17 protein-coding genes and 1 pseudogene are annotated in these 24,413 nt (G+C 43.4%); 9 read left to right on the forward strand and 9 right to left on the reverse strand.

Annotation, left to right across the window (positions count from 1 at the left end):
• Positions 1 to 116 precede the first annotated feature (116 nt).
• The 7 genes from ACNURT_RS21255 to ACNURT_RS21285 all read right to left on the reverse strand — a co-directional run bounded on the left by ACNURT_RS21255 (position 117) and on the right by ACNURT_RS21285 (position 13,233).
• The gene (locus ACNURT_RS21255) at positions 117 to 797 is read right to left on the reverse strand and encodes a hypothetical protein (protein ID WP_419699435.1); all 681 of its coding nucleotides are present in this window, start codon (positions 795 to 797) and stop codon (positions 117 to 119) included.
• Positions 797 to 5,368 (reverse strand): DUF6443 domain-containing protein, encoded by a 4,572-nt coding sequence (locus ACNURT_RS21260; protein WP_419699436.1) that lies wholly within the window; start codon positions 5,366 to 5,368, stop codon positions 797 to 799. The genes ACNURT_RS21255 and ACNURT_RS21260 overlap by 1 nt, the downstream gene beginning before the upstream one ends.
• 41 nt (positions 5,369 to 5,409) lie before the next feature.
• Positions 5,410 to 8,226, reverse strand: coding sequence for a SpvB/TcaC N-terminal domain-containing protein (locus ACNURT_RS21265; RefSeq protein WP_419699437.1), 2,817 nt, complete (start codon positions 8,224 to 8,226; stop codon positions 5,410 to 5,412).
• Between the two features lie 36 nt (positions 8,227 to 8,262).
• Complete coding sequence (locus ACNURT_RS21270; RefSeq protein WP_419699438.1) at positions 8,263 to 9,264, reverse strand: hypothetical protein; 1,002 nt, start codon at positions 9,262 to 9,264, stop codon at positions 8,263 to 8,265.
• Between the two features lie 31 nt (positions 9,265 to 9,295).
• Positions 9,296 to 10,228, reverse strand: a complete 933-nt coding sequence (locus tag ACNURT_RS21275; protein WP_419699439.1) for a hypothetical protein — start codon at positions 10,226 to 10,228, stop codon at positions 9,296 to 9,298.
• 1,470 nt (positions 10,229 to 11,698) lie between these two features.
• Positions 11,699 to 12,799: a hypothetical protein gene (locus ACNURT_RS21280; protein ID WP_419699440.1), complete on the reverse strand. Its 1,101-nt coding sequence runs from the start codon at positions 12,797 to 12,799 to the stop codon at positions 11,699 to 11,701.
• A 41-nt stretch (positions 12,800 to 12,840) separates the two neighbouring features.
• Positions 12,841 to 13,233: a hypothetical protein gene (locus ACNURT_RS21285; RefSeq protein WP_419699441.1), complete on the reverse strand. Its 393-nt coding sequence runs from the start codon at positions 13,231 to 13,233 to the stop codon at positions 12,841 to 12,843.
• Positions 13,234 to 13,373: 140 nt separating this feature from the next.
• On the opposite strand from ACNURT_RS21285, the gene ACNURT_RS21290 reads away from it, so the two are divergent.
• Positions 13,374 to 13,616: a helix-turn-helix domain-containing protein gene (locus tag ACNURT_RS21290; protein WP_419699442.1), complete on the forward strand. Its 243-nt coding sequence runs from the start codon at positions 13,374 to 13,376 to the stop codon at positions 13,614 to 13,616.
• A 24-nt stretch (positions 13,617 to 13,640) separates the two neighbouring features.
• Here ACNURT_RS21290 and ACNURT_RS21295 read toward each other — a convergent pair whose 3' ends face one another.
• Positions 13,641 to 14,141, reverse strand: a complete 501-nt coding sequence (locus ACNURT_RS21295; protein WP_419699443.1) for a hypothetical protein — start codon at positions 14,139 to 14,141, stop codon at positions 13,641 to 13,643.
• Positions 14,142 to 14,603: 462 nt separating this feature from the next.
• Between ACNURT_RS21295 and istA the strand changes: the two genes are divergently transcribed.
• From istA to ACNURT_RS21335, 8 genes and pseudogenes are all read left to right on the forward strand, one after another.
• On the forward strand, positions 14,604 to 16,133 hold the full coding sequence (istA, locus tag ACNURT_RS21300) for an IS21 family transposase (protein ID WP_419699087.1): 1,530 nt from the start codon (positions 14,604 to 14,606) through the stop codon (positions 16,131 to 16,133).
• A 19-nt stretch (positions 16,134 to 16,152) separates the two neighbouring features.
• Positions 16,153 to 16,899 (forward strand): IS21-like element helper ATPase IstB, encoded by a 747-nt coding sequence (gene istB, locus ACNURT_RS21305; protein ID WP_128533444.1) that lies wholly within the window; start codon positions 16,153 to 16,155, stop codon positions 16,897 to 16,899.
• A gap of 121 nt (positions 16,900 to 17,020) precedes the next feature.
• Positions 17,021 to 17,656: pseudogene (locus tag ACNURT_RS21310) on the forward strand (conjugative transposon protein TraJ); the annotation flags it as partial.
• 26 nt (positions 17,657 to 17,682) lie between these two features.
• A complete protein-coding gene (gene traK / locus ACNURT_RS21315) occupies positions 17,683 to 18,303 on the forward strand; it encodes a conjugative transposon protein TraK (protein WP_090463666.1) in 621 nt (206 codons plus the stop codon).
• Positions 18,304 to 18,305: 2 nt separating this feature from the next.
• The gene (locus ACNURT_RS21320; protein WP_090463663.1) at positions 18,306 to 18,641 is read left to right on the forward strand and encodes a hypothetical protein; all 336 of its coding nucleotides are present in this window, start codon (positions 18,306 to 18,308) and stop codon (positions 18,639 to 18,641) included.
• Between the two features lie 2 nt (positions 18,642 to 18,643).
• Positions 18,644 to 19,753: a conjugative transposon protein TraM gene (gene traM, locus ACNURT_RS21325; protein WP_090463660.1), complete on the forward strand. Its 1,110-nt coding sequence runs from the start codon at positions 18,644 to 18,646 to the stop codon at positions 19,751 to 19,753.
• A gap of 6 nt (positions 19,754 to 19,759) precedes the next feature.
• Complete coding sequence (locus tag ACNURT_RS21330) at positions 19,760 to 20,791, forward strand: hypothetical protein (RefSeq protein ID WP_090463657.1); 1,032 nt, start codon at positions 19,760 to 19,762, stop codon at positions 20,789 to 20,791.
• A gap of 53 nt (positions 20,792 to 20,844) precedes the next feature.
• Positions 20,845 to 22,020 carry a hypothetical protein gene (locus ACNURT_RS21335; RefSeq protein WP_090463654.1) on the forward strand — a complete coding sequence of 392 codons (1,176 nt, stop codon included), beginning with the start codon at positions 20,845 to 20,847 and terminating at the stop codon, positions 22,018 to 22,020.
• Positions 22,021 to 22,613: 593 nt separating this feature from the next.
• Here the strand turns inward: ACNURT_RS21335 and ACNURT_RS21340 are convergent.
• Entirely contained in the window at positions 22,614 to 24,395 is a 1,782-nt protein-coding gene (locus ACNURT_RS21340) for an alpha-L-fucosidase (RefSeq protein WP_419699444.1), read from the reverse strand.
• Positions 24,396 to 24,413 lie beyond the last annotated feature (18 nt).

Below are 24,413 nucleotides of genomic sequence, written 5' to 3' on the forward strand. Positions count from 1 at the left end.
ATGCTTAAAACCAATATTACGCACTCGTCACAGACGAGCGCGATACTGGCCGAAATCGGAGACATTCGGATAGCACGGAACTCTACAGATAACGGGTAGCAACAGTCAAATACTAATTACTTCGATTTATTCCTATGTTGGTAAATCTGAAGCAAATAGTATATACCGCCCAAATAAAATGTAATTAAATATCCAATTTTGGGCACAATATTTTTATTAAATAGTACGATAGGAATTGACAACATTATACATCCAATCAATACTGCTAAATAAAATCCGAATTGGCTTTCATAAATACTTTTCTTCTTGTCAATAGTTCGATTAAAATTTAAAGAATTATGTTTTTCCACCTTAGATTCAAAATATCTGATAAAATTTTTAAAAATCCCCACATTATCATCTGTGTCAATATTGAATTTAATTTGCTTTCCCGATTTCGTAGATAGATAAAATTTTATAAAATGCGCCCCCTCCTGGATTAAGTAATCATTAATATCATCCCAATAAAAAATAACTTCTTTTCTTTTCTTAAATAAAAAGGTGAAATAGGAGAATTTTAAAAATTCTCCACTTAGTTGAATTGATACTTTTGATTTACTTAATGGCCTGGTTATTAAAATTATTATTAAATAAACAGTTATAAATGAAACAATGTAAATTCCGTTGTGGCCAGTAATATTTAGCATAATTAAAATTGCCAATGGCAAAACTGCGCTAACTATTATTGCCAACAAATGAACAATGATATACAGCATTATTGAATTCCTAATTACTTCATAATTGTTTATTTTCTTCATTACATGTCTCTCTGATAAATTACAGTATCTCCCCCAAGAGCTGATTTTATTCCATCAAATGCTCCTAAAGAATCAAGAATTCCATACGCTCCAAGCGCTGCTAGCCCTACGGGATTTGTAACCGTCAATGCTGTTAGTACGCCTCCAACTACCAAATCCATTACATCCCCACGTGTAAACGCACCGCCATTTAATACTTTCAGTCCAACTTGACCTATCTGTAAAGCATACCCAGCAAATCCTAAGTATTTAGAATTTTTTCCAATGGCCTTTATACTAGGATTAATTACCTTGTTGATTTGCTTAATGGCTGCGTTAGTGCCAATTTTAAGTAGGTTGCTCCTCTCAATTCTTAGACCAATCTCTATTCCAGTGTTAATAGTTCCTATTGCTGCAAGGCCGTAATTAAGCCAATCTTTCCCAGATGCATCACTACTGAGTAACCCTGCTTGAATTACCCTCTGATTGGCCCCCCTATTACTAAGCTCTGTAAATAGCCCAGTGCTACTGCTTAGTGTAGGTGGCACATATGATGTCATACCCCCAAAACCGCCACCAAATCCACCGAATCCGGAATTGCCAAACCAATTATTCCATCCCCCAAAGTCTCCAAAGCCTCCATTGGGCCCTTGAATTGGCTCTCCGGTAATTATAACTTCCGGGAGGGAATTTCCATCATGTTCTGGATTAGCTTGCCAATTATCTCCATCATTTACGGTGGTATCTAACCCCATACGATCCATATATCGTACGGGATTATTTAATGCATAGTTGTACGGATTGGTATCATAATGGTTTTCTGCCAGCGGGTCTGTCGTATTCCACCGGGCAACTACCGGGTCATAAAATCTAAATCCGTAATCAAGCAGTCCTAAGTTTTCCTGTAACTCCTTGTTATTATAAAGGTAGTTATTTACAGGAGAAACTCTCGTGCCTGAGGGAATATCCATACCAAAAGGATAGTAGTCGTCGGTTTGTACCAGGCGGGCAGTGCCGGTACTTGTATCAAAATTTACACGCCTGTTGCCCAAGTGGTCGGTCAGGCTGTATTCGTAATTGTAAGTGGTTGGGCTATTGGGCAGGGCACGGCCTTCTTGTGTCTGGATAAAACTCAATACCGGCGCAGAGGTTGTTGTTCCATCGTACTGGATACCCCCTATGTAATCAGTCGTAGCTGACCCAACCACTCTTCTGAGCTTTTGTCCGGTGGCATCGTAGAAGTAACTTGTGTTCTTACCCGTAATCGTTTGCGGCAAATTGAACAGATTGTAGTTGATACTGGTAATACCTTTACTGTCGTCGCTAAGCAAATTTCCGTTGCCGTCATAGGTATAGTTCGCTGCCCCTCCCTTTTGCCCCACAGTGCCGGAGACAGCATCACTTACACTTTGCAACTTATTGGTTCCTGCCGTATAAGTGTATGTCAGCTGATCGGTTAAAGTATTTACCGTATAGCGTTTCAGCGCGGCGATATTGCCCATCAAATCATAGCTGATAGTGTTTTCATTATTACCCGTAGTCGAATTGCCTGCCGTCAACCTATTTAATTGGTCGTAAACAAAACTGGTGGTTTTATTTAAAGCGACTGCCGTTCCCCAGCTTTGCATAGCAATATTACCATTATACTGCGGTGTAGGAGTTACCCCATTTTGAGTTATCGTAGTATTATATTGCAAAGCCTCGGCAAACAGCGGTGCGCTGCTGCTCATCAACCAGCCTCGTTCGTTATAGGTATAATTAATGGTTTGCATGGGGGCTGATGATATTTGCGCAATAAAAGTAGAACCTGCTGCGGCCCCAAAGCCTGGATTCAGGATAATACTACGCGATGCTATCACTGTTTTCTGCTGCCCCGAGGTTAAAGCATCTGCAGAGCCGAGGGTAATATCAGTTCCCTGGGCCGCCGGACCACTATTGAGGCCACCATGTAACCCTTTTTGTGCTACCTGGCCAAGTTCGTTATAACCTATTTTTGATAGCAATATTTTGGCATTGGGGTCGGGGGCATTTGTACCATTGGTGATCTGTTCCCAGGTATTTGTTTTACGGCCCATTTGGTCATAATCATACTGATTATTGATCGTCAGCTGCGGCGTGCCGGTTGATGCTGTAGTAAAATGTCTCCGATTAATGGTAGTTACCTGGTCGTTGAAATTATAGGTATTCAGTATTACATCAAAGTTAGCAGCGTTAACCGTTCCGCCCAGGTAATGCTGTTTATAGATTCGGATGACCCTGCCCAGGTCATCATAATAGTTCGCACTCCATAGCATATCCGGGCTTTGATTGGTGATCGTATTTAATACAGCTGTTTTACTCACTGTAAACATACCTTTAGTCATCGTACTGTAGCTACCTGCTCCGGGCAAATAACCTGGCGGCAATCCCGGTATATTATTATAGTCATCATAGTAATTAATCGTCAACGTTTTGGTGATAATCGGATAGCTGCCCAGAATATAACCGGAGGGATAGCTGGTGGTATTATTGGTTTGATCACGGCTGTCCCATTGCGTTACCGCATAGATATTGCTTTGCAGGGTGGATAGCGCGTATACTGCCCCCGCATTCCACAGGCCGGTCATGATCACCCTACCAAAAGCGTCATATTTGATCACTGACCACTGGTTGCTCACTCGTTGGTTAGCATCCTGGGTAAGTACAGGCTGGTCAAACTGATTGTACACTGCATACACCCAGTCTTTGCCAGGAATCCTTTTCTGCGTCAGGCGGTTCTGCTCGTCATAGCGGTACTGGTAACATAAATTATCCAGTGTTGTTTGCGCGGGTAAAGCATTATCGGCGCCTGAGCCCGGCGGCAGTACAAAAGCCAGGTTGCCCAGGTCATCATATACGTAATAGGTAGATAGTTCTTCTATTTTATTGGTAGTTGTGTTCAGGTTATAGGTACGCTTAAGTACCACATGCCCTATATTATCCGTATACTCTTCGGTGGTATTGGTACATCCGTCTGTGGCCGCGTTCCAATTTTCGTTTTTAGAAATGGTAACATACAACTGTCCTGGGCCATAAGTTCCGTTGGCCACAAGTGTACGGCTTTGATTGGCGTTGATAGACGATACCTGGTATAGAGCGGCTATACGGCTGCCTAAATTGCTGCTACCTGGTGTAGTACTGAAAGTGCTGGTTTGGTCGTTGGTGGTATAAACCACTTTTAGGGTATGCCCTGCTGTGGGTTGCCAGTCCTGCCCCGGTGCGCCTTGCTCTATTATCCTGTTCAGGGGAGATGGTTCAAAAACAGTAACCGCATAGGGGTTGGGCGTTACGGGTATGCCACCGGGCTGCGGTGAGTTATAGAATGCAGTCTGATCCTGGGTTAAGGCATTTCCTTTATAGCTGCCATCGCTTACACCGGAGGTCAAAGCATAAGGCAGATATTTAGTGGATTCCCGGCCGAAATTATCATAAGCAATGGGCTGCACTATATCTTTGCTCAGTGGCGAGCCTTTAACCTGTACAGCTTGCATAGTACGGCCCAGATCATCAAAATATTGCACGGTTTGAATCACTCTGGTATTGGCGGGATCCGAGGGATTGGCAATACCGGCATCATTGGGAATAGAAGTCAGGATAAAGTTTTGGTTGGCGCTGCCGATACCCGGCGGATTTACATACACCGCTGCAGGGCTAGAATTTACAGACTCGCTTCCGCAGGTTATCTTTAACCGGTAATAGTTAGTTTGTGTAAGTGGTCCTGGCGTATAGGATGCTCCGGTAGCACCCGAAACCTGGGCATAATTAATACCATCGGATGAACTAAACCATTGGTAAGTATAACTGCCGTTGCAACCTCCACCCAAACCCGCGGTGGCAACGCTAAGTGCGGCAGGAGTAGCACCGGTAAGAATATACTGAGCGGCCGGGGTGGCAACACCCCCTTTTAAAAGGGGCACTGCGTTTACTACCGCCACATTGGAATATCCGACCTGATAAGAATTGGACGTTACCTTTCTGCGAAAATAAGTAGTGGCGAAGATCGGGGAATAAAAGGTCAGGTCCTGACCTGTAACTCCCGGAATATCCGTCCATACGGATTGATCGGTGCTTTGCTGCCATTGATAATTTTCTATCACCGGCGGACAACCTCCTCCAGACGCGGTGCTGCAGGTAATTGTTGCGGGAATGCTTTTGTAGGCTACCGTTTGGGAAACATTACCAGTGAGGCTTCCCGGCGACAAGGGGACTATGGTACCTATGGTGAGTGAACCGCTCAGATTGCTCCCATAAATATGCAGATTAATTGTTTTTACGCCTCCTCCATCGTTCCAGATTACCGAAATAGAGGATATGCCCGGCCTGGTCTCGATACTGCTGCCGGTGCCGGCGATAACCCCTCCGCTAAGCTCCCAATAGGTTTGAGAGTTAGCAGAAACATAAGAACTGCTTACACTGTAAGTATAGGTTTGCCCGGGAGTAACACAGTTGGTACCAAAAATACTCATTTGGGCAACAGCATGCTGGCAAAAACTGAAGATAAAAAACAAAAGCACGGCGACCCGCCATAAGGCATTATAGTTCCGCCGAGGTTCAATGTGATGTATATTTTGCATCCTGATAAGGTTATATAGCTAAATAATTGGTTATAGCCCGTTTATTGTTTATAGTGATAATTTGTTTGCTTAACGATATTGCCGTCTTTATCTTTAATATTCATTAAGCGTTGAAAGCCGTCATACTCGTAATAGGTTATTGCACCTTTAGGGTCCGTTATACTGGTCATGCCAATCATGGGAGTGTAGGTATAAGCAATAGACTGGGCGTTCTTCAATCGACTATCGGTACGCAGGGTATTAAGCAGGGTTCGCAAAGCAGAATCACCGGCGGTAGCTGCAGCGTCTATCTGGGACTGGGTTATTATGCTGCTTACAGTAGCGTAATCACTATTGATAATTTGTGCTACAGGATACTGACCATTATACCCCCAGAGATAAGATACCTTAACGCCATTGAACTGCTGCTCTTCGGTCAGGTTACCGTATGTATTATAGCTGTTAAAAAGTTGCTTAACCTTTATTGGGTTATCCCCTATTTGCTGCTCTATACTTTTTGGGAAAAATTGATTAGAATTAAATTTATCATAATTTGTACGGGAAAAGAGGACCATTTTTCCATTTTTTGCCGAGGCTGTCTCTATAACGGGGGCTATGATATTTTTATCAATCATTGCCTGGTATATACCGCTGGCATCCTTATTGGAGGATACCATATCTGAAGGGTAATTATAGGAAATCGTTAAAGTTGTTCCATCTGATTGACTTAAGGTTTGCGTGGCCAGGAGGAGAGGGTACGGAGCATTTTTATATCCGTTTAATGTATTCACAGAGTGAATCGCCTGAACACTTGCAGGTGAATACGTATAATTATCTTCCTTTATTTCAGTTAAACGCGCTGCCATTACACGCTCATAATACACCGACGAGATCCAAAACGTCTTATAATTATTTGCATAGTTCTGGCCTAAATCGGGAGTATATGAATAGATTAAACTAATTTCTGCTCCAGGTATTTGAGTCCCTGTAAAAACATCATACTTATAACTAATGGATTTAATCAGCTTATTATTAGCATCCTGAATTTTCTTATAGGTAATCAGCCCCCGTTGTGCAGCGTTTGAAGTAACAGCGTCAAATCCATCGTATTGATCCCGATTGCTGATGGACGAGAAATTTTCGACTCTGGGAGGACTAGCAAGTGTAAAGGCAGTATATGAATAGAGTTTGGTGTCATCAGGAAAATTAGCGTAATCCCGAAAACCATACGTCTCGGTTGATTGATCGGGATGTATAACTGTTACCTCTGAATAACCAACGGATATCCCGTCCAGATCAATTGCTTTGGTTAGGGGCAGCGCGTTCTCGGACCGATAAATATTATTTCCCAAAAATTTATCTTTAAACTCTACTTGGTCTGTGGTCATGTAACCCTTTCTTATATCAAAAAGGGTGTGTACTATACCGGTTGTTATTGTGGGGTTAAAAATGTCATGCTTGGAATAATCATATTTGGTCGACATAGCCGGAGCGCCGGTATTTACTTCAGTAACCTCACGCACTCTTAGCCCTCCGCCATAATAAAGGAAATTGTATGGAAGATAGTAAGAGTTTAACTCATAGAAATAGTTGGTTGATCCGCCTGTTGGCCACTGAATACCGGTTAAAATATTCGCCTGGCATTTATTCGCGTCAGCATCCCTGTATGCCCCTTCAGAAACAAAGTATTTGCCCGTTCGGTTGTCATTATAATATCCCCAATAATCAAATTTTTCAGATTTTCGGGCAGGCAGGTTTTCTTGTTCATTATAATTAAAGGTAGCAATGGGATACGTTTTGTTTAAGCTGGTGTTATATTGCTTAACTGCTTTCATTTTTAACCGCAAGGTGGGCGACAGGTCATCGCTTTTAAAATAATCTGTATCAAAACCATATTTTGTAAGGAGCTGGTTTTGTTTGTCCAACACCTTGATCTCCGAAATGGCCTTACTATTTGCAAAATCCAGTCGGTCTATATATGAAAATTCAATAGTTGCATTGCTTGTTTTAATTTTTGATAAGTGTATCTCTTCACAAGGGGAGGATAATGTTGCAATGCTATTTTGCCATGCCTCATCGTTTTTATTTGATCTGGTAAAGGAATAATAGTTAAACGAACTTAATTGACCACTTTTCTCGTATTCAAAAAAAATGGAAGCCCCATCTTTCGAGACTATTCGCGTCAGGTGCCAGGCGCTGATCTTGCTTGAAAGTGATTGTGCTCCTGTACTTGTTGTTTGAGCAAACCTTTCCTGGGCATTTACCGTTTCGCCAAAATAATACTGAGTACCACGGGAATCTGCAATGATCCAGCTGTGGTCCGTACTGAAAATACCGTCTTTTATAACTTTGAACCCCTGTTCATTCATAAAATGAGGCACTTTATCTTTGCCAAAAATAATTCTGCCGCCTGTTGTTGAGTTATAAACATCTGGTTCAAGATCATTTGCTCCTCCAACAGAAAATGCTTTTTGAAAGTCCGGAGAGTCTGGACTATTTTGCAGATAGCCCGCAACTGGGTTCGAAAAATACCCACTTGATTCTTCATCAGGAGTTCCCCTGGTTGTTCTGGTAATTACGCCTCCGGCCAGTAAAGCCCAGCCTAATCCTGCTTCACCAGGAATTTCCTGCACCTTTATACCTGAGCCTCCGGTATATTTCAGGCTTATACCCGTTGATAAAGATCCTTCTTTTACCGTATAGATGGGTATGTTGATTTCTGCCTTACCGGCATAAAGATTGACATCAGTTGCCGCGGCCTTAATCATAGACACAGATGCTGGCGCCGGAGGAACATATGTTTCGTCCTGTGCCAATGCGGTGTTAACGCTTACTAAAGCGACAAACGCAAGTAAAATGAATATGCTGTATTTTTTCACTCGTATATAATATTTAAATGTTTATGAAGAGGTTGTTTATTTATATTGGCCTGATATATGTTCCAGCTTTTTTAACCGCTTTTCTTGTTCTGCAATGCTTTTCTGTTGATGTATTATCTGCTCTTCTAATTTTTTTTCTTTTAGATCTTTTTCTATGAGATACAAAGTCAACTCTTCCACTTTTTTCATCAATAGTTGATTCATCTCGCTCACATCAAGACCTTTTTTGATCATCTCTTGTTCGGAAGGGATCTCCGGTAAATGTTTATTTTGATCTATATAGTCCTTTACCTCACTCAATGGGCGTAGTTGGTAGTCTTTTTTGAATACATAATCTGACCAACCATTTAAGTCTATTGTAACAGCTTTAGAATGAACTGTACCGTTGACATCCAGTTTGTTCTGAGGGTTGGTTTGACCGATTCCGACATTTCCCGTATGCAATACCGTGAATACCGGAGTACCTACATTGTTACTCATGAATATCCCGGTTGTTCCTGCTGCTAAATAGCCCGGTGTAGCATCACCGAATTTGATATTATTGGTAAAATTGGAGGCGCTGACTGTGATGTCCAATTTAGCTGCCGGTGCTGTTGTTCCTAAACCCAGGTTACCTTGTTTAATGGTTAAATAAGTACTGGCAGCTGTTCCCCAGGATTGTACATCTGATGTCGGGTCTCTTTCCCACCAGGTCCGGGTGTCCGTTTGAGGATTAACGTAAGATCCATCTATTGATATCCCATCATGTAATCTACTGGTTGTAAAATCGCTGCCAGCTGCGTTTCTGACCAGCCATATATTATTTTGAACACTATTAGCTGTCGATCCTCCCACAGAGCTTAGCAACAGGTTATTTTTGGCTACGCTACCTAATGCAGTGGTTTGATAAACGGCGAACTTCGCTGTGCCGCTGTTGATTCCCACACCAACGTTTCCTGTATTACTGTTATAGATATTGTTGCCAGCGGTAGTCCACTGGGCATGAGATAATTGTGCAATACTCAGTATTGCAAGAATGGTTAAACTTACTTTTTTCATGTTTAATCAATAAGGGTTTGGTTTAATTGTATTAGGGTTTTAAAAGTGTTTTCATTTGGGCTTTCAAAATATCAATCTCGTCCTGTTGCTTTCGAGCTTGTTTATCTTTCTCGATCAAATAAAGAGTCAACTCTTCCACCTTCTTCATCAGTAGCTTGTTCATCTCACCCAGATTCAAGCCCTCTTTAGCTATTTGCTGTTCAGATGGAATTTCTGGCAAATGTTGATTTTGATCGATATAGGTTTTTACCTCCTGAAGTGATGGTAACTGATAGTCCTTTTTGAAAACATAATCAGGCCAATTAGCAACCGCTTTAACTGTCATAGAAGTAGCAACGGTGCTGCCATTTACAGCGAATTTATAGCCTTTGGTGTCAACAACCCCGATGCCTACATTGCCTCCATTTGGATTTAGGAACAGATTGCCAAGGACAGATCCGGAACTTTGAATGCATTCAATCGTTGAATAGCCGTTTTGTTTTGCTGAAACTTTTAATAGCAACGAGGTAAATCCCCCTGCCGCTGTATTTGAATTGCCTATTACCATTCCTCCGGGACCTTGAGGGTCTACTGTCAACAGAGCAGATGGAGTAGAAGTGCCTATGCCCACATTGCCTGTTGGGTCAATGTATAATCTGTCGGTATTATTGGTGCCTAAAATTAATCCGGGCTGACTGCCATCCTTATAGCGGAGATAATACCCCATAGCTGTACCATCCCGGCCAAGATCCAAGGTGGCTGTACTGTTTTGATTACCGGCTATTAATATACTCGGCGTAGTTCCTGCAAAAAGCGCCAGCTTATTGTTGCTGCCACTTGTAACAGTTAATAAAGATGATGGTGTAGTAGTGCCGATGCCCACGGAATTGGTGGTTGAAGTAACCGTTCCGCTGGTTGTCCATTGGGCATGTACTAATGTTGAAAAGCTTAAAAACAGAGATAGTGAAAAGATGAGTTTCTTCATGATATAAGAGGGCTAAAAGTTTAATTAAAAATGTATGGGCAAGATCAATCTGTATTAGATTGACGCTAAACTGTTATGGAATGAATAAAATGTGTTTGATTGATGCCTTTCTGAAGGCTAAGGGCTGGGGTATTCTTACTGTGATAATGCGATCATATTGCAGGGTTAAGGTGCTTCAAATATAATTATTTATCATTTCAAACAAATAGGCTTTAATAATATTTAACAACTTATTTAAAACAATTGTTAATACTCTCTGCGAGCCGCCTGCGAATAGAGGAGAGGATCTTTGTAGAGGTAGCACGAAGTGCGGCTACAAAGAATGCTTCACACAAAAAACTGGCGTTGCGTTTGACTACTTGGAGCTGTGTGTCTGCTTATCAAACGCCATGACAGTTGTGAAGTCCTCGACGAGTAGCAGGTGAGCAAAAATTGTAGAAAGCGCCTGACTTAGCAATGAATGAGTATAGCGAATGGATTGATAAGGCCAGAGAAAGCTTTCATGGAGCAATGACTTTGCTTAAGTCAAACCAGATGACAGATCGCAACGGATTGGGTTTTACCTGCACATTTTCTTGGTGGGGTGTATAATAGATAAGATATTGAATAAAAAATGTGCGGTAATGGTATGGCCTTGCGGTGAAGTTTAATGTGTGCATCGCACTTATTAAACGTAGCGAAATCTGGCGACTGATTTGATAAGCTTAAGAAATGCGCAATTCCGATCTTCCTGGTGTGTGGATGGCCTATGCGCCTAGCCATAAGCATAGCTTACCATATCCTGTTGTAAGCAACAGAAAGCGGGGATGGTAAGTGTAGGCTTATGCATATAACTTCAAGTAAATAGTTAACATTCTTGAGTTTTATTAACACCGCCTCAACTATCTACATATCAACACATTAAATCCGGCTCCTGACAAAGTTTCAACGAAGGATGTGGAATTTGTCCCCAATCATGTTAGTCAATAGCTATAAATCCTCAAAACAGTGTTAGCGGTTTACATTTTATAAGGCCTTATCTGTGTTGTATCTTTACTGAAACGGAAAAGGAGCCCTTAGGCCCCTTCACTGTAAAACTGTAGATCAGTCGGCAAAACTGATTGAAGTACAGACTAAACATAGCACAGCAAATGTTATGGTCAATCTGGGAAACCTCGGAGTTCAGAGCTTCGAGGTTTCTTTATACCTCAAACTTAAGCTATCCTTTGCGATAATGCAAAGTAAGTTTTTAGGGACTTGTCAACACTTAGTCTAACCCACTCTCTTTGACTTATTCTCAGGTTGTGGTGGGCTCTTCATTGCGCGATACTTAGAATTGATATTGGAGGCATACCATGTCAATGGTTTTCGAATAAGGGTACTATTACTGTAGATTAAACTCTATGATTCTGTAAGGTAAGGTAATAAAGAGAGCCTACCCGAAAGTAAGCTCTCTTATTATTTAGATTCTGTACCTTTTAATAAGTCAACTCAATTGATAGTAACCTTTTGAATGACAAAGCCATTAGGTTTAATCGCATAATAAATATTTCCTGACTGATCTGCTGTGGCAGCCCATATAACAGGATTACTAGTAATAATGCCTCCATTTGTCATTGTACCATCTGACTTCACTTTATAAAAGCCTGACCCCTTAAGCTCTTTTGAAGAACTATATAAATCTCCATAACTGTAAATGGTCCCATTCTGGTTGCCTGATAGCGTAGCCGGAAGTGCAGCAATAGGCTTTTGAAATGTATAAAGTGTAATTGTTGACTGTGAGTTCGAAATCTTAACAATACCTGTCGTGGTAATTGCATAAACTTCACCATTACCCTGGGCATATAGTGAGCCCGGAAAACCACCATCTACACTTGACATTAATGTTCCTGATCCTGAACTAATTTTATATACGTTCATCTTGCCTGGCGTAGAATTTCCTGTAATGAACGCTCCGTAAACATTTCCAGATGCATCCACTGTTATATTGTTTAATACGGTAGCTGGTGCAGCCCATACATTTGTGGCATCGCCCGATGTAGTGGATGAGATCAATACTTTGACAAAGCCACCTGTCGAAGTGTCAAATTTATAAACACCTATTTCCTGATAATACCATCCACCATTAGATGGAGTAGTTGAATAATCGGTTAAGTTGGCCAAGACATATAAGGCACCATTTGGATCAGAGGCGATGTCCAGTATACGATATATCTTTGACTTGTGGACTGGTTTGTTGTTTACGAATTCTTCATATCCAGAGTTGAATAGCGTAGAGGTTACCCCACTTGGCGTGACTTTCCTTATCTTAAAATAAAGGTGGTTGTCCGTTGTAGATACCGGCTCAAGGACATAAACGTTCCCGGCTTTATCAGATGTGAGTTTTGAAATCGTATAGAACTGTGCATTTGTACCTGTCCCATCAGTCGATTCTTGTTTACCACCTCCGGCAAAGCTTTGAACAGCCAAGGTTGGTATAGTTTCAATAGGCGGCTTTGGTGTTACAGGCTCCGTGTTGTTATCTGTTTTCTTGCTGCATGATGTAAATAGTAAAGCTGTGGCAGTCAATGCCATCAATAGAGTTGTTTTCATTGTTGATCTTGTGATTGATTTGTGAGTTAAGGTTATGAATTTTAAAAGCGTTTGGCTGTGAGTTTCCAATAAGCAGACCTGTATGCTCCTTTGTTTTCTTGAACATTCCAGGTGAACTCGGCAGAAGTAAGTACTGCAAGCGAAGTATACAGTTTCAGCGTGTACGTATAGGTTTCCGTTCTGCTTTCGTTATTAGATATAACTGTATAGGTATTATCAGATGATTTCTTTAAGAAAATGGGTTTATCTGTACCAATCGTCATTGATGCGCTGTTATCAAATACCTCAATGGTCAGTATCTTTCCCAAAGTATATGGAGCTCGCTCATCGTAAAGCCTTTGGATAGATGCATCCAGCGCCGTGATCTTTAGTTTTTGGGCATGTAGTGATAAAGTAGATAGGGTAAGGAGGATTATGATCCTAATCGTTTTCATTGTGATTGATTAAGGCACCGATAGCCTTTCCTCGGTAAGTTAATGAATTAGTACAGTAGGCCTTCTGTAAAGCGAAATTAGTAAAATACTTAGTTATTGCTAAGTAAAACGTAAGCTTTGTTTCTATTCTTTCGTATCTGATGGCAGCTAACCTTAAATCAGATATTGAAGCTTATGTAATCAATAAGGTGAGGGAGAAAAGAGAACAACAAAATCTTTCTCAATCTGAGCTTGCCGTGAGGTTAAATGTGTCTAATGGATTTATTGGGCAGGCTGAAAGTTCTAAATCTCCAACCAAGTACAATCTTAACCATTTGAACCAATTAGCGATCATCTTTGATTGCTCAATAAAGGATTTCATACCGGAAAAGCCTCTTAAATAGGAGCATTGGTAGCTCCTATCTATATTATGCGACTGCCTGCATTTGTTTTCTTCTAACGGTTGCAGGTTTGTATTTGATCTGTTTGAATGTATGGTGCTTATTGCGCTCTTCGATGTACTCATACATTTCTGAACATGTCTTAATGCACCAATCAGTTCTAACTGCTTTCTCGATATTGATAGTCGTAGTGTCTTTTGAGGTCAGTTTATAAATACTTCTGACAAAGGCTGAAGTAACATTACTGTATTGGTTCATAACTAAGACCTGTTCAAAACCATAGTGAATAGCAAACACGTTGGTTGCGTGACATTCCAGCCTCAGATAGATCAACGGATTGATAAACTCATGAATGATGGTGCCGACTTTGGTTGTGGTTTTGTCCTCGCGTTCAAGGCTGTAGCGTAATTCATCTCTTTCAAGTGTAGATAATAGTTGTTTGGCATTTCTGTAGATAGCGTAATACACCTCTTTGACTATCTTATTATAAGGTGACTGAATTGGGTTGACTTGTTGTTGCTGTTTCATATTGATTTGGTTGTTGTGTTTACAATAGCTATTAAATAAGAAATGCCTGGTCGACAGACCAAGCATTTTAAATGTGTGTTGAGAAGTTTGACCTTTTAAAGCAAGTAGCTGGATGTGGGCTTTTGAAATAGCTTAGCTTTCATCCTTGACTTCATAAAGGCGTTTTAAAGGAACAAAGTAGGCTGAATCTAAATGCTCCTGCTCTTCAAATGCTTGATATAGCAGACATTCCGATTTGAACCATTCATAATTCATCAGGTCTTGAACAAAAGGCCATTTGATTGGAGATTCTGATGAACCAGACCACCTGATTCCGGGGCAAGCTGACCACCAATTCCGGGGCAAACTGACCAGGGGATTCCGGGACAAACTGACCACCCTCAACGTGTAGCAAATGCTGTAGAAGCAACCATCTTTTGGAGGCAACATATACCTCCAAACATGGCCAATTCGACGATCAGCATGAGTAAGATTAGAAAGATTTTAAGGATGTACAGCCAGCAGCGGCCCATAATGACCATCGCTGCCCAGACTGATGCATCCCGGAATACCGTAAAGAAGTACCTGGCCGCCTTTAAAGCCAGCAGCTTTACCTTTGAAGAGATCGATGCCCTTAACGATAAGGAACTCGAAGATCTCTTCGGTAAAAGCAAAGAACACCCGCCCACCAGCCGTATGCAGTCCATGCAGCGCTGTTTTCCCCAAGTAGATAAAGAACTCAAACGCACCGGTGTCAACCGGTATATGTTATGGGAATCCTACCGCAAAGAGTTCCCTGACGGCTACCAGTACAGCCAATTCTGCTTTTATTACAACCAATGGAAGGCCAGGGTCAACCCGACCATGCACATGGATCACAAAGCCGGTGATAAGCTTTATGTGGACTTTGCAGGCGAAAAGCTAAGCTATACCGATAAGGATACCGGTGAAGTTATTGCAGTAGAGGTCTTTGTGGCTATCCTCGGAGCCAGTCAGCTTACCTATGTAGAGGCGGTTCCGAGCCAGCAAAAGGAAGACTTTATTGCAGCTTGCGAGAATACGCTGCACTTTATCGGCGGCGTTCCTGCCGCCATTGTACCCGATAACCTGAAGGCAGCCGTGACCAAAAGCAGTCGCTATGAACCCACTTTGAACGAAACGTTTGAGGACTTTGCAGACCATTACGGTACCACCATACTACCGGCGCGGGCGTACCGCCCGCGTGATAAAGCACTGGTAGAAGGTGCTGTTAAGATCATTTATACCAAGATCTACGCGCCTATCAACCGGGTTACCTATCACTCTTTAAAAGAGCTGAATACAGGTATATGGGAAGCGTTGGAAACCCATAACAGCCAGTTGCTCAAAGGACGTAACTATAGCCGCAGGCTACAGTTTGAAGAGATCGAACGGCATACCCTGATGCCGCTGCCTGTCCTGCTTTACCAGTTCAAAAAGCACTTCTACGCTAAGGTGATCAAGAACGGCCATGTCAATCTTGGCCCTGATAAACACTATTACAGTGTGCCTTACCGCTTCATCGGCAAGCGGGTAAAGCTATTGTATTCCCGCACTATCGTGGAGATCTACTCCAACTATGAACGTATCGCTTTGCATAAGCGGGCAAAGAACCCTTACGGCTATACAACCGATAAAGACCACATGGCCACTACACACCGCTTTGTAACTGACTGGACACCTGATAAGTTCCTGGATTGGGCCGCATCCATCCATGAGGATGTGAGGCTGTATATCCTGAAGATCCTTGACCGGAAGCAACACCCGGAGCAGGCCTACAAGTCCTGCCTGGGTGTACTTGGCTTCGCCAAGAAAGCAGGTAACGAACGGTTAACGATGGCCTGCCAGCGTGCGCTCAGCTATGGTATTCATAACTATAAAACGATACAAACCATCCTGGAGAACAAGATGGATGGCTACGAGGAAAGCCTGTTTGCAGATGAGTTGCCTATGCCTAACCATGATAATATCCGGGGAAAAGACTATTACAAATAACCATTAAACAACAAATAACATGAACACAAGTACACTAGACAAACTGCGGAAGATGAAGTTCTTCGGCATGTTCCATGCCTTCAAAAGCAGCATGGAAACGGGTAAAACGAATGATTATACAGCGGATGAACTGCTGGCCCACCTGGTAGATGCAGAATGGGACGACCGGCAAAACAGGCGTATCGAACGGCAGATACAGTATGCCAAGTTCCGCTATAAAGCCTCTGTGGAGGACGTTCATTACCATGCCGACCGAAGTATCGACCGCAACCAGATCATGCGCCTGGCAGACTGTACCTTCATTGACCGCAATGAAAACATACTGGTTACCGGCAGCACCGGTATCGGTAAAAGCTATGTGGCTTCTGCTATCGGCTATCAGGCCTGTATGCTGGGCTACAGGGTATTTTATGCCAGCACCCCTAAGCTATTCGCTAAACTGAAAATGGCTAAGGCAGACGGCTCTTATATCAAGGAACTCGCTAAACTGGAAAGGACACAGCTGCTCATACTGGATGACTTCGGTATCCAGCCTTTTGATGCACAAAGCAGGGCTGCGCTAATGGAACTGATCGAGGACCGGCACGGCAAGACCTCGCTGATCATAACCTCACAGCTACCGGTAAGCAAATGGTTTGAAGTGATCGGTGAAAAAACGGTTGCTGATGCGATCCTGGACCGGATCGTTCATGATGCGCACCGCATCGAACTAAAGGGAGAATCTATGAGAAGAAAACGTAACGTTGAACCGGAAACCAGCTACTAATGAAAATACCTTTTAAATAACTATTTTTGTACACGCTTTTATAGCGTTTGCTGCACGCCCCACGTCAGCTAATTGCCTGGTCAGTTTGGCCCGGAATCAGGTGGTCAACATCTCCATAACATACATGTCTAAGGCCTCCTATCAGTTTCGTAATTCGATCAAACAATGGATGTCGGAGGTTCTGCAGGTATGTTATGAAGCGGCTTCTTTATGCATCAATACCATCCGCACCTTTTATCTGATCGTACTGGCTATTCTTGGCCCGATCGTTTTGGGCTTATCTGTTTTTGATGGTTTTCAGCATAGTCTCACCTCCTGGCTGGCCAAGTATATTAATGTTTTCCTATGGTTACCTGTCTCCAATATTTTTGGTGCGATCATCGGTAAGGTACAAGAGAATATGCTGAAGCTGGATATTACACAGGTTCAAAATGCCGGAGATACCTTCTTCAGTTCGACGGACACCGCCTACCTCATTTTCCTGATCATCGGGATCATCGGTTATTTCACCGTGCCCAGCGTCGCTGGCTATATTGTTCATGCCGGTGGCGGTAACGGGCTGCTTCAAAAGGTCAATTCGATGGTCAGCCATGCTTCCAGTACAGCCATGCAGACAGGATCCGCAACAAGCGGCCGTATGCAACAGGGCGCAGCGAACCTGCTTAAGGCACCCGGTCATTTCATGGAAGGCTATAACGGGGCAGGCAGCAACAGTCAATCGGATAGATACCAGGAACAAAAGCTATCCGGTAAATAAATCATTCACCATTAAACTTCTCCATTATGTTTACACATCTCAAAAATATCGACACTGCCTTTAAGCATATCCGGCAATTCAGCTTTTTCCTGATCCTCGGGAATGTGGTCACCATGTGTTTCTGCATTTATAAAAGCAGTCAATTAATTCACCAAGCGGAAAGCCGAGTACATATCCTGTATAATGGTAAAGTACTGGAGGCGATCGCCACAGACCGGAAAAATAACCTACCAGTGGAACTCCGCGACCATATCAAAACATTTCATCAATATTTCTTCGATCTGAGCCCGGATGACAAAGCCATACAGGCCAATGTGTCCAAGGCATTGTACCTGGCGGACGAATCGGCTAAAAGGCAATATGATAATCTCCAGGAGTCAGGATATTATAATAACCTGATCTCCGCCAATATTTCGCAGGATATCAATATCGACAGCACGGAACTGCGGGGAAAACAATTCCCTTATACCTTCATCTGCTATGCTACGGAAAAGTTGGTTCGTTCCAGCGGAACCGTCTATCGCAAACTGGTCACCCAGGGTGAGGTCCGTGACCTGCAAAACCAGACTGATAACAACCCGCATGGCTTTCTCATCCAGCGCTGGCAAATTTTAGCGAACCGGGATACTACCATTCAAAATCAATAAACATGATCTTTTTCAAAAAGAAACCTGCATTGCCCATTGATCAACGGGATCACCTGGCTAAGATCATTGCCGATCGAATTATCGGGTGGCAAATTCTGCTGGCTACTACATTGAATGCCCGGGTCAACAAGTGCTCTAAAAAACGGCAGAAACGATTTTTCTGGGTCTGCTTCAGCGTCATCACAGGCGGACTGATCCTTAGTCTTGGATTGTCCTCCCGAAAAATTGGCACGATCACGCATGCCCCAAATGATCAGCCTGTACATATCGGTATGCCGTCAGACCCGCCGGTCAACAGACAAGTTCTACCAACAGATTCATTAACACTCAAAAAATAAATATGATGGAAAATCAACAGCAAGGCAGCGTAATGCCCAAACACTCTGAAGAATTTCTTAAAAAACGCAAATTCTACACAGCTATTCCGGTGCTTGCCCTGCCCTTTTTGACTATGGCCTTCGTGGCATTAGGTGGCGGGGAAGACGGTGGAAAAGCTAAAGCCGCCATTCCCGATCACGGGATCGATATGGTGCTGCCGTCGGCGCAGTTCAGGGATACCCGGGAAAAAGACAAAATGGATATCTACCGGTCTGCCGGGAAAGATGCGACCAAAACCAAAGATGGCGTGAACAAGAGTTTTATCGAAGCGATGGGATTTAATCATTCCGCTGAAGTCAGTCCGGATGCCGAAAAACCGGGTAAATCATTCACGACCATTCCTGCAAATACCACCGACCAGCAATCGGCCCGGATCGAAGCCCGGTTAACACAGATCAATCGCCAGATCAATCAACCCGAGCCAGCCTCCTATTCCCAACAGTCATCAGACCGCGAGATCCGCCGCCTGCACAAGCTCATGAAAACAATGAATTCCACCAATGCCAGTGATCCGGAAATGGAGCAGCTCGACCATATGCTGACCAAGATCCAGGCGATCCAGAATCCGGAATCGGTGAAAGTGCCGGTGGCACCAAAAAGAGAAAACGACAGTGCATTCCGGGCGATACCGGCAATTATTGACGGTAAACAAAAAGTAATGAACGGCGGTACCGTCAAATTGAAGCTAACCGATTCCGTAAACTTAAAAGGCATAACACTTCCCAAAGGTCAGCTGCTGTTTGGCGCATGCCAGGTAACCAACCAGCGTTTGTTGTTGAATATACAGAATATCAGGATCGGGAAAGATATCCTTCCCACGGCTCTTACCGTTTTCAGCCTGGACGGCATGCCCGGGATTCCTGCGCCCGAGGCGGAGTTGAGCGGGGCGGCTTCAGATGGTGCCGACAATGCCTTGCAAAGCATGCAATTTCTCAGTATGGACCAAACCATTTCCGCACAGGCAGCAGCAGGCGGGATCAACGCGGCTAAAGATCTGTTCAGCAAAAAGGTGAGAAAGATCAAAGTCAAGCTTCAGGACAAGTTCCCGGTATTGCTCAAAATCAATAAATAGAACGTTATGGCAGTTTTCGTTAACCGAGTCCTCCTGGCTTTCAGAACCTGGGAAGAACGCAAAAAGGAAATAGAACCCTTGCTCAAAGCAGGCGTGGCAGATACGAATACACTGTCGCGGCTGCAGCTTGACCACCTACGACAGGCCAGACATCGCCTGCGCCAAACCGCGCGTCCTGATGAAAAGCCTTTCGTGATCCTGCTGAATAAGCAAATCAGCAGGCTCGAAAAACAATTGTACCCGAACCGTTTCCTTAGGTTCTTCGCGCAAATGAAAGACCTGCTTTTTGAAGGCCCTGCCTACCTCAAGGAGCAACAACGGTTAAGGAACAATAATATCGAAAGCCTAAAAGTACAACTGAAGGAAGCCGGGCTTGGTTCTTTCGGTGGCCGATTGGAGCATCATCTGGATCCCGATCAAAAGCAAATCCGCCTGCCCCTGGATTGTAAGCTCGGTCCGGAAAAGCGGTTGAGCTTCGATCTGCATTTTGAAAAGGACGCCTATGGTAACTTTCAGCTGAACCGCATCAGTGGCTCCCTGCTTCAAAACGACCAGCTGGTCAGGACACATGAATTTGAGCTCAGGAATTGGCCGGATCTGAAGAGCAATCACATCTGGAGCCTATTGGAAGGACGGGCACTGAAGCAACGATACACAGACGCTTCTGGTCACGAAAATCATCGCTGGGTCGAACTTGGTCCCCAAACGCCCCATTATTATGCCCCGGATTACGCATTTGATATTAAAACCGCGTTGAACGCCATGCCGGCGATCACCAGGAACAAGGAAGAACTGATCCGTTACCTGGAAAACGGGCAGCAAGTATCGGCCCATTGGAGACAGGGCCGTCAATACCACCCTATTTATATACAAGCGGACCCAGCCAACCGGTGCATCAAATTGCTGGATGACAAATTGCGACTGGTTACTGCTGAAAAGCTGAACCAGAACATCGCGAAACAGGGGATCAAGATCAAAACACTCGGAGAACCTGTAAAAAAAATAAGAAAAGGGATTAAAAACGGACATCATCAATAAGCAAATACACCCTATACAGGCTTAGCGTTATCCAAACACAAAAGCGAAAAGACATGAATACCGGCATCAATTTTTATGAACTCAAAACCCAGCTGGCTGACCTTGGCTTCAACGAGCCGGTGGTAGTCGATCAACTACGCACGTTCATCCTTAGCAATGATTTGGGCTTACCGGACATTGAGCTGAGCAAACCAGCCGGTGATGATCTGGCTTTTTTCACCCTTTATTTTGGACGTGATACTGATGGGCGGTATGAGCTAATATGCACGGAATGTGCTATGGACAATTTGACCACGCCCGGTTGTCAACACTTGCAATATTTCCGGCAAGATGTCCCTGCCGAAGAAGCAATCACCCTGCTGCAACTGTACCAATGCCAGCCGAAGATGAACCGTGACGTTTTTATACCGCTAAACCGCACCGAAACACAACAGCATATTTATTTACTAAAAACAAATACAATTATGAACACGCAAAATTTAGAATTTCTAAAAAAAAGCCTTTTGAACCTCGGATTTGGGGAACAGGTGAACGAAGCATTAGAGAAAAACATCGACAAAAAAATGTTGGAATTTACGCTGCCGGCAAAGCATGAGTTTAACCAGCAAAAAGTGGATTACACCCTCCATTTCAAAAGCGGGGATAACCAGGAAATGTATTTCTTTAACAAGTTCGATGCCACGCTCGGTAAAGGGAAGGAGAAAGAACAAAACCAAACTTTTTACATCAACAAAGGCAATGGCATCACCGCCAAAGAAGCCTTTAACCTGATGGAAGGCCGCGCTGTACACAAACAACTGTTCAATAAGGAAGGTGAAAAGTATCATGCCTGGCTGCAACTGGACAATGATAACCTAGCCCAAAACGGCAGCAAAGAAATTAAACGTTTCAGTGAAAACTACGGTTTTGACGTTGAGCAGGTGATCTCGGGTAAGGGCATAAAAGAAATGGGCACCGCGGAAGGACAGGATAATCTGTTGCGCTCTTTAAAGAAAGGGAATGCCCAACAGATCACCGTGGAGCGACACGGCGAAGAAAAGAAATATTTTATCTCAGCAAGCCCACAATTCAAGACCGTTGACCTGTACGATCATCAAATGAAAAAGATCAAACGGGAAGAGCTATTACAACCGGAACAAAAGCAGACCAATAACCAAAAGCAAGATAAGCAGCAAAAGGAGGAGCTGCCCGCAAAAAAGCAAAGCAGTAAAAGGAAAATGCCTGTATAAAATAAGAGGCCGTCTCAAAAGCGAGGCGGCCCTTTTTATTTTTAAAAGGTTTGGCTATTTAAAGTTATAGGAGGGAAAGTAGTCTTTAAGCCATTTGACCCGGATAGCTGACACTGCTAGCATATAAATTGGAGAAGTTGTTACCGCTATTATCTTCAGATCAACTTCCTGAAGCGGTGGTAGCAGATGTGGGTTACTGCTCTGACGAAAACCACGTCATATTGCGGGGAAAGGGCATCGAAGCCTACATAAATACAATAAGGTTGATAAAGAACAAAAAGAAGACATCAAAGCATTCAGTAACGACAGCCTGTATTATAACGAGGCAGTGAAGTGCCTGGTCTGTCCGATGGGGCAGCGGTGGCATACAATAGGGATGGGCAAAGAATAAAAAATAATATCATCAGATTATATACAAATGATCAGCCGTTACCAGGCACAGAAAATTTTTCATTGTCGGTTTTTGACCTGCAACCTCAAAATGTAAAAAAATCCATTTAAACGACTACCAACTTTAAATTCGAATTTCTTTAACTTACGACAATAAGGGGATTAAAAGATTCCCTTATTGTCGTTGATAAGATTAACTGTCCTTAATCAATCCTGAACACAATGGAAGTCGAGTACGGCATGTTCGATGGGCAGATGACAGACAGCCCTTCGGCTTCCTGTTTCCATTCCAGTTTACCGTTATAACCCAACAGTGTCACAGATTTAATTTCCTTGGTAAGATGCTTTGAATCTGTACCCAATGATCTTATCATTAAGCGTGTTCCGGATAAAGGTACGGTCATGCAAAAAGCATACAACGCTCCATTTTTGCCTCTGGTAAAACGAAAATCCCGGAGATCGAATTTAAATTCGGCCTGCCTGCGAGTCAATGCGCCCGGAGGCAGCATTTTCAGCTTGCCATTCACTTGTTCTCCTTCGCCAGCGATGACCCAAGCGTGGCTTCCATAAACGGCCTCGCCGTTGCGGCGCATCCAGACACCCACTTCCTTTAATAGCTGCTGGCTGCCCTTATCCAGTGATCCATCGGGCAAAATCGAGATACATACTGCCGCGTTTCCGTCGCGGGCTATGGCCTCTATAATATAACGGATCACCATACCCGAGTCATATGTAAATCCAGGTTCGTAAAACCAATCGCCTACCGGCGCTTCAGCTATCCAGGGTTGATCGGTTTTTATATTCGCCGGAATTCCGAATTCCTCGGTATTTACTGTGCCATTTGTTTTATCGCGGAATTTTACGATGCTAAATGTGTTTACCGCCCCTCGCTTTTTGAGCGTACGGTTATAATAATCTGCAATAACTGTTTGCATGGCATTGGCTTTTAACCCGGTGCCTGTTCCGTTACCTGTAAATGGCCCTTGAACCGTGCCGTCGGTGTAAATAAAATCAGGATCGTAATGTTTTACCACATCCATCATCCTTAACGCCCATCGAGTGGCATACCATTTGGCATAGTCCAAATGATTGTTAAAAATGCCGGCTGGCGGTGGGTTCCATGGAGAAGCCGCTTCCTTTTCAACGCCTTTATATTCGCGCAGGTCAATTCCGTAAAGTAAACGCGGATCATACCCTTGCCACCATTTGCCTTTACCATCGGCTAAGGTGAGGTTACCATCGTAAGGGATGCCCTTTTTTTCGCCAACTTTGTCGCTCCCAAACGCTGTTTGCCACCACCACCAGGTATATTCGTGATGGAAAGTTACTCCATAACGCATATCATTTGCCCGGCAAGCTTTAGCCCATTCGCCAATTATATCGCGCCTGGGACCAATATTAACAGAATTCCATGGCTGATAACGCGAATTCCACATATCGTAATTGTCATGATGTACACCCTGAATCATCAGGAACCGGGCCCCAGCATCTTTATATATCTTAGTCAATTTAGCAGGGTCAAGTTTGATAGGGTTCCAATCACGAAGCACTTCTTTGTATCCAGCTTCGGAAGGGTGACCATATTTCTTGAGGTGATTATTATAGGCTTTTGTCCCCGGCGTATAAAGCCTGCGCGCGTACCAATCGCCGCTCTCACCTGCCGCTTGCGGTCCAAAGTGGACCCATATACCAAACTTCGCCTGACGAAGCCATGCAGGCTCACCCGGATAATTCTTTTCTATTGATTCCCAGGTCGGCTTAAACGGGCCGTCAGCAATAGGGATATCCAATTTGACTTCAGGAAATGACTTCCAATCACCCATAAGCACACTATCAATAGGTAGCCGAACAGGAGTAGCTGGAAACGGGGAAAGCTGTGGAAACTGTGTTTTTGGTGTAATTTTTACTTTTTTGTTAATGTTTTGTGCACTTAGCTTAAATGACGCTATTGCGATAAAAAAAATAACGCTTAAAATTCTGCTCATGATTAATTACAGATTATT

This window comes from Mucilaginibacter sp. NFX135, assembly GCF_048565145.1.
Taxonomy (GTDB): domain Bacteria; phylum Bacteroidota; class Bacteroidia; order Sphingobacteriales; family Sphingobacteriaceae; genus Mucilaginibacter.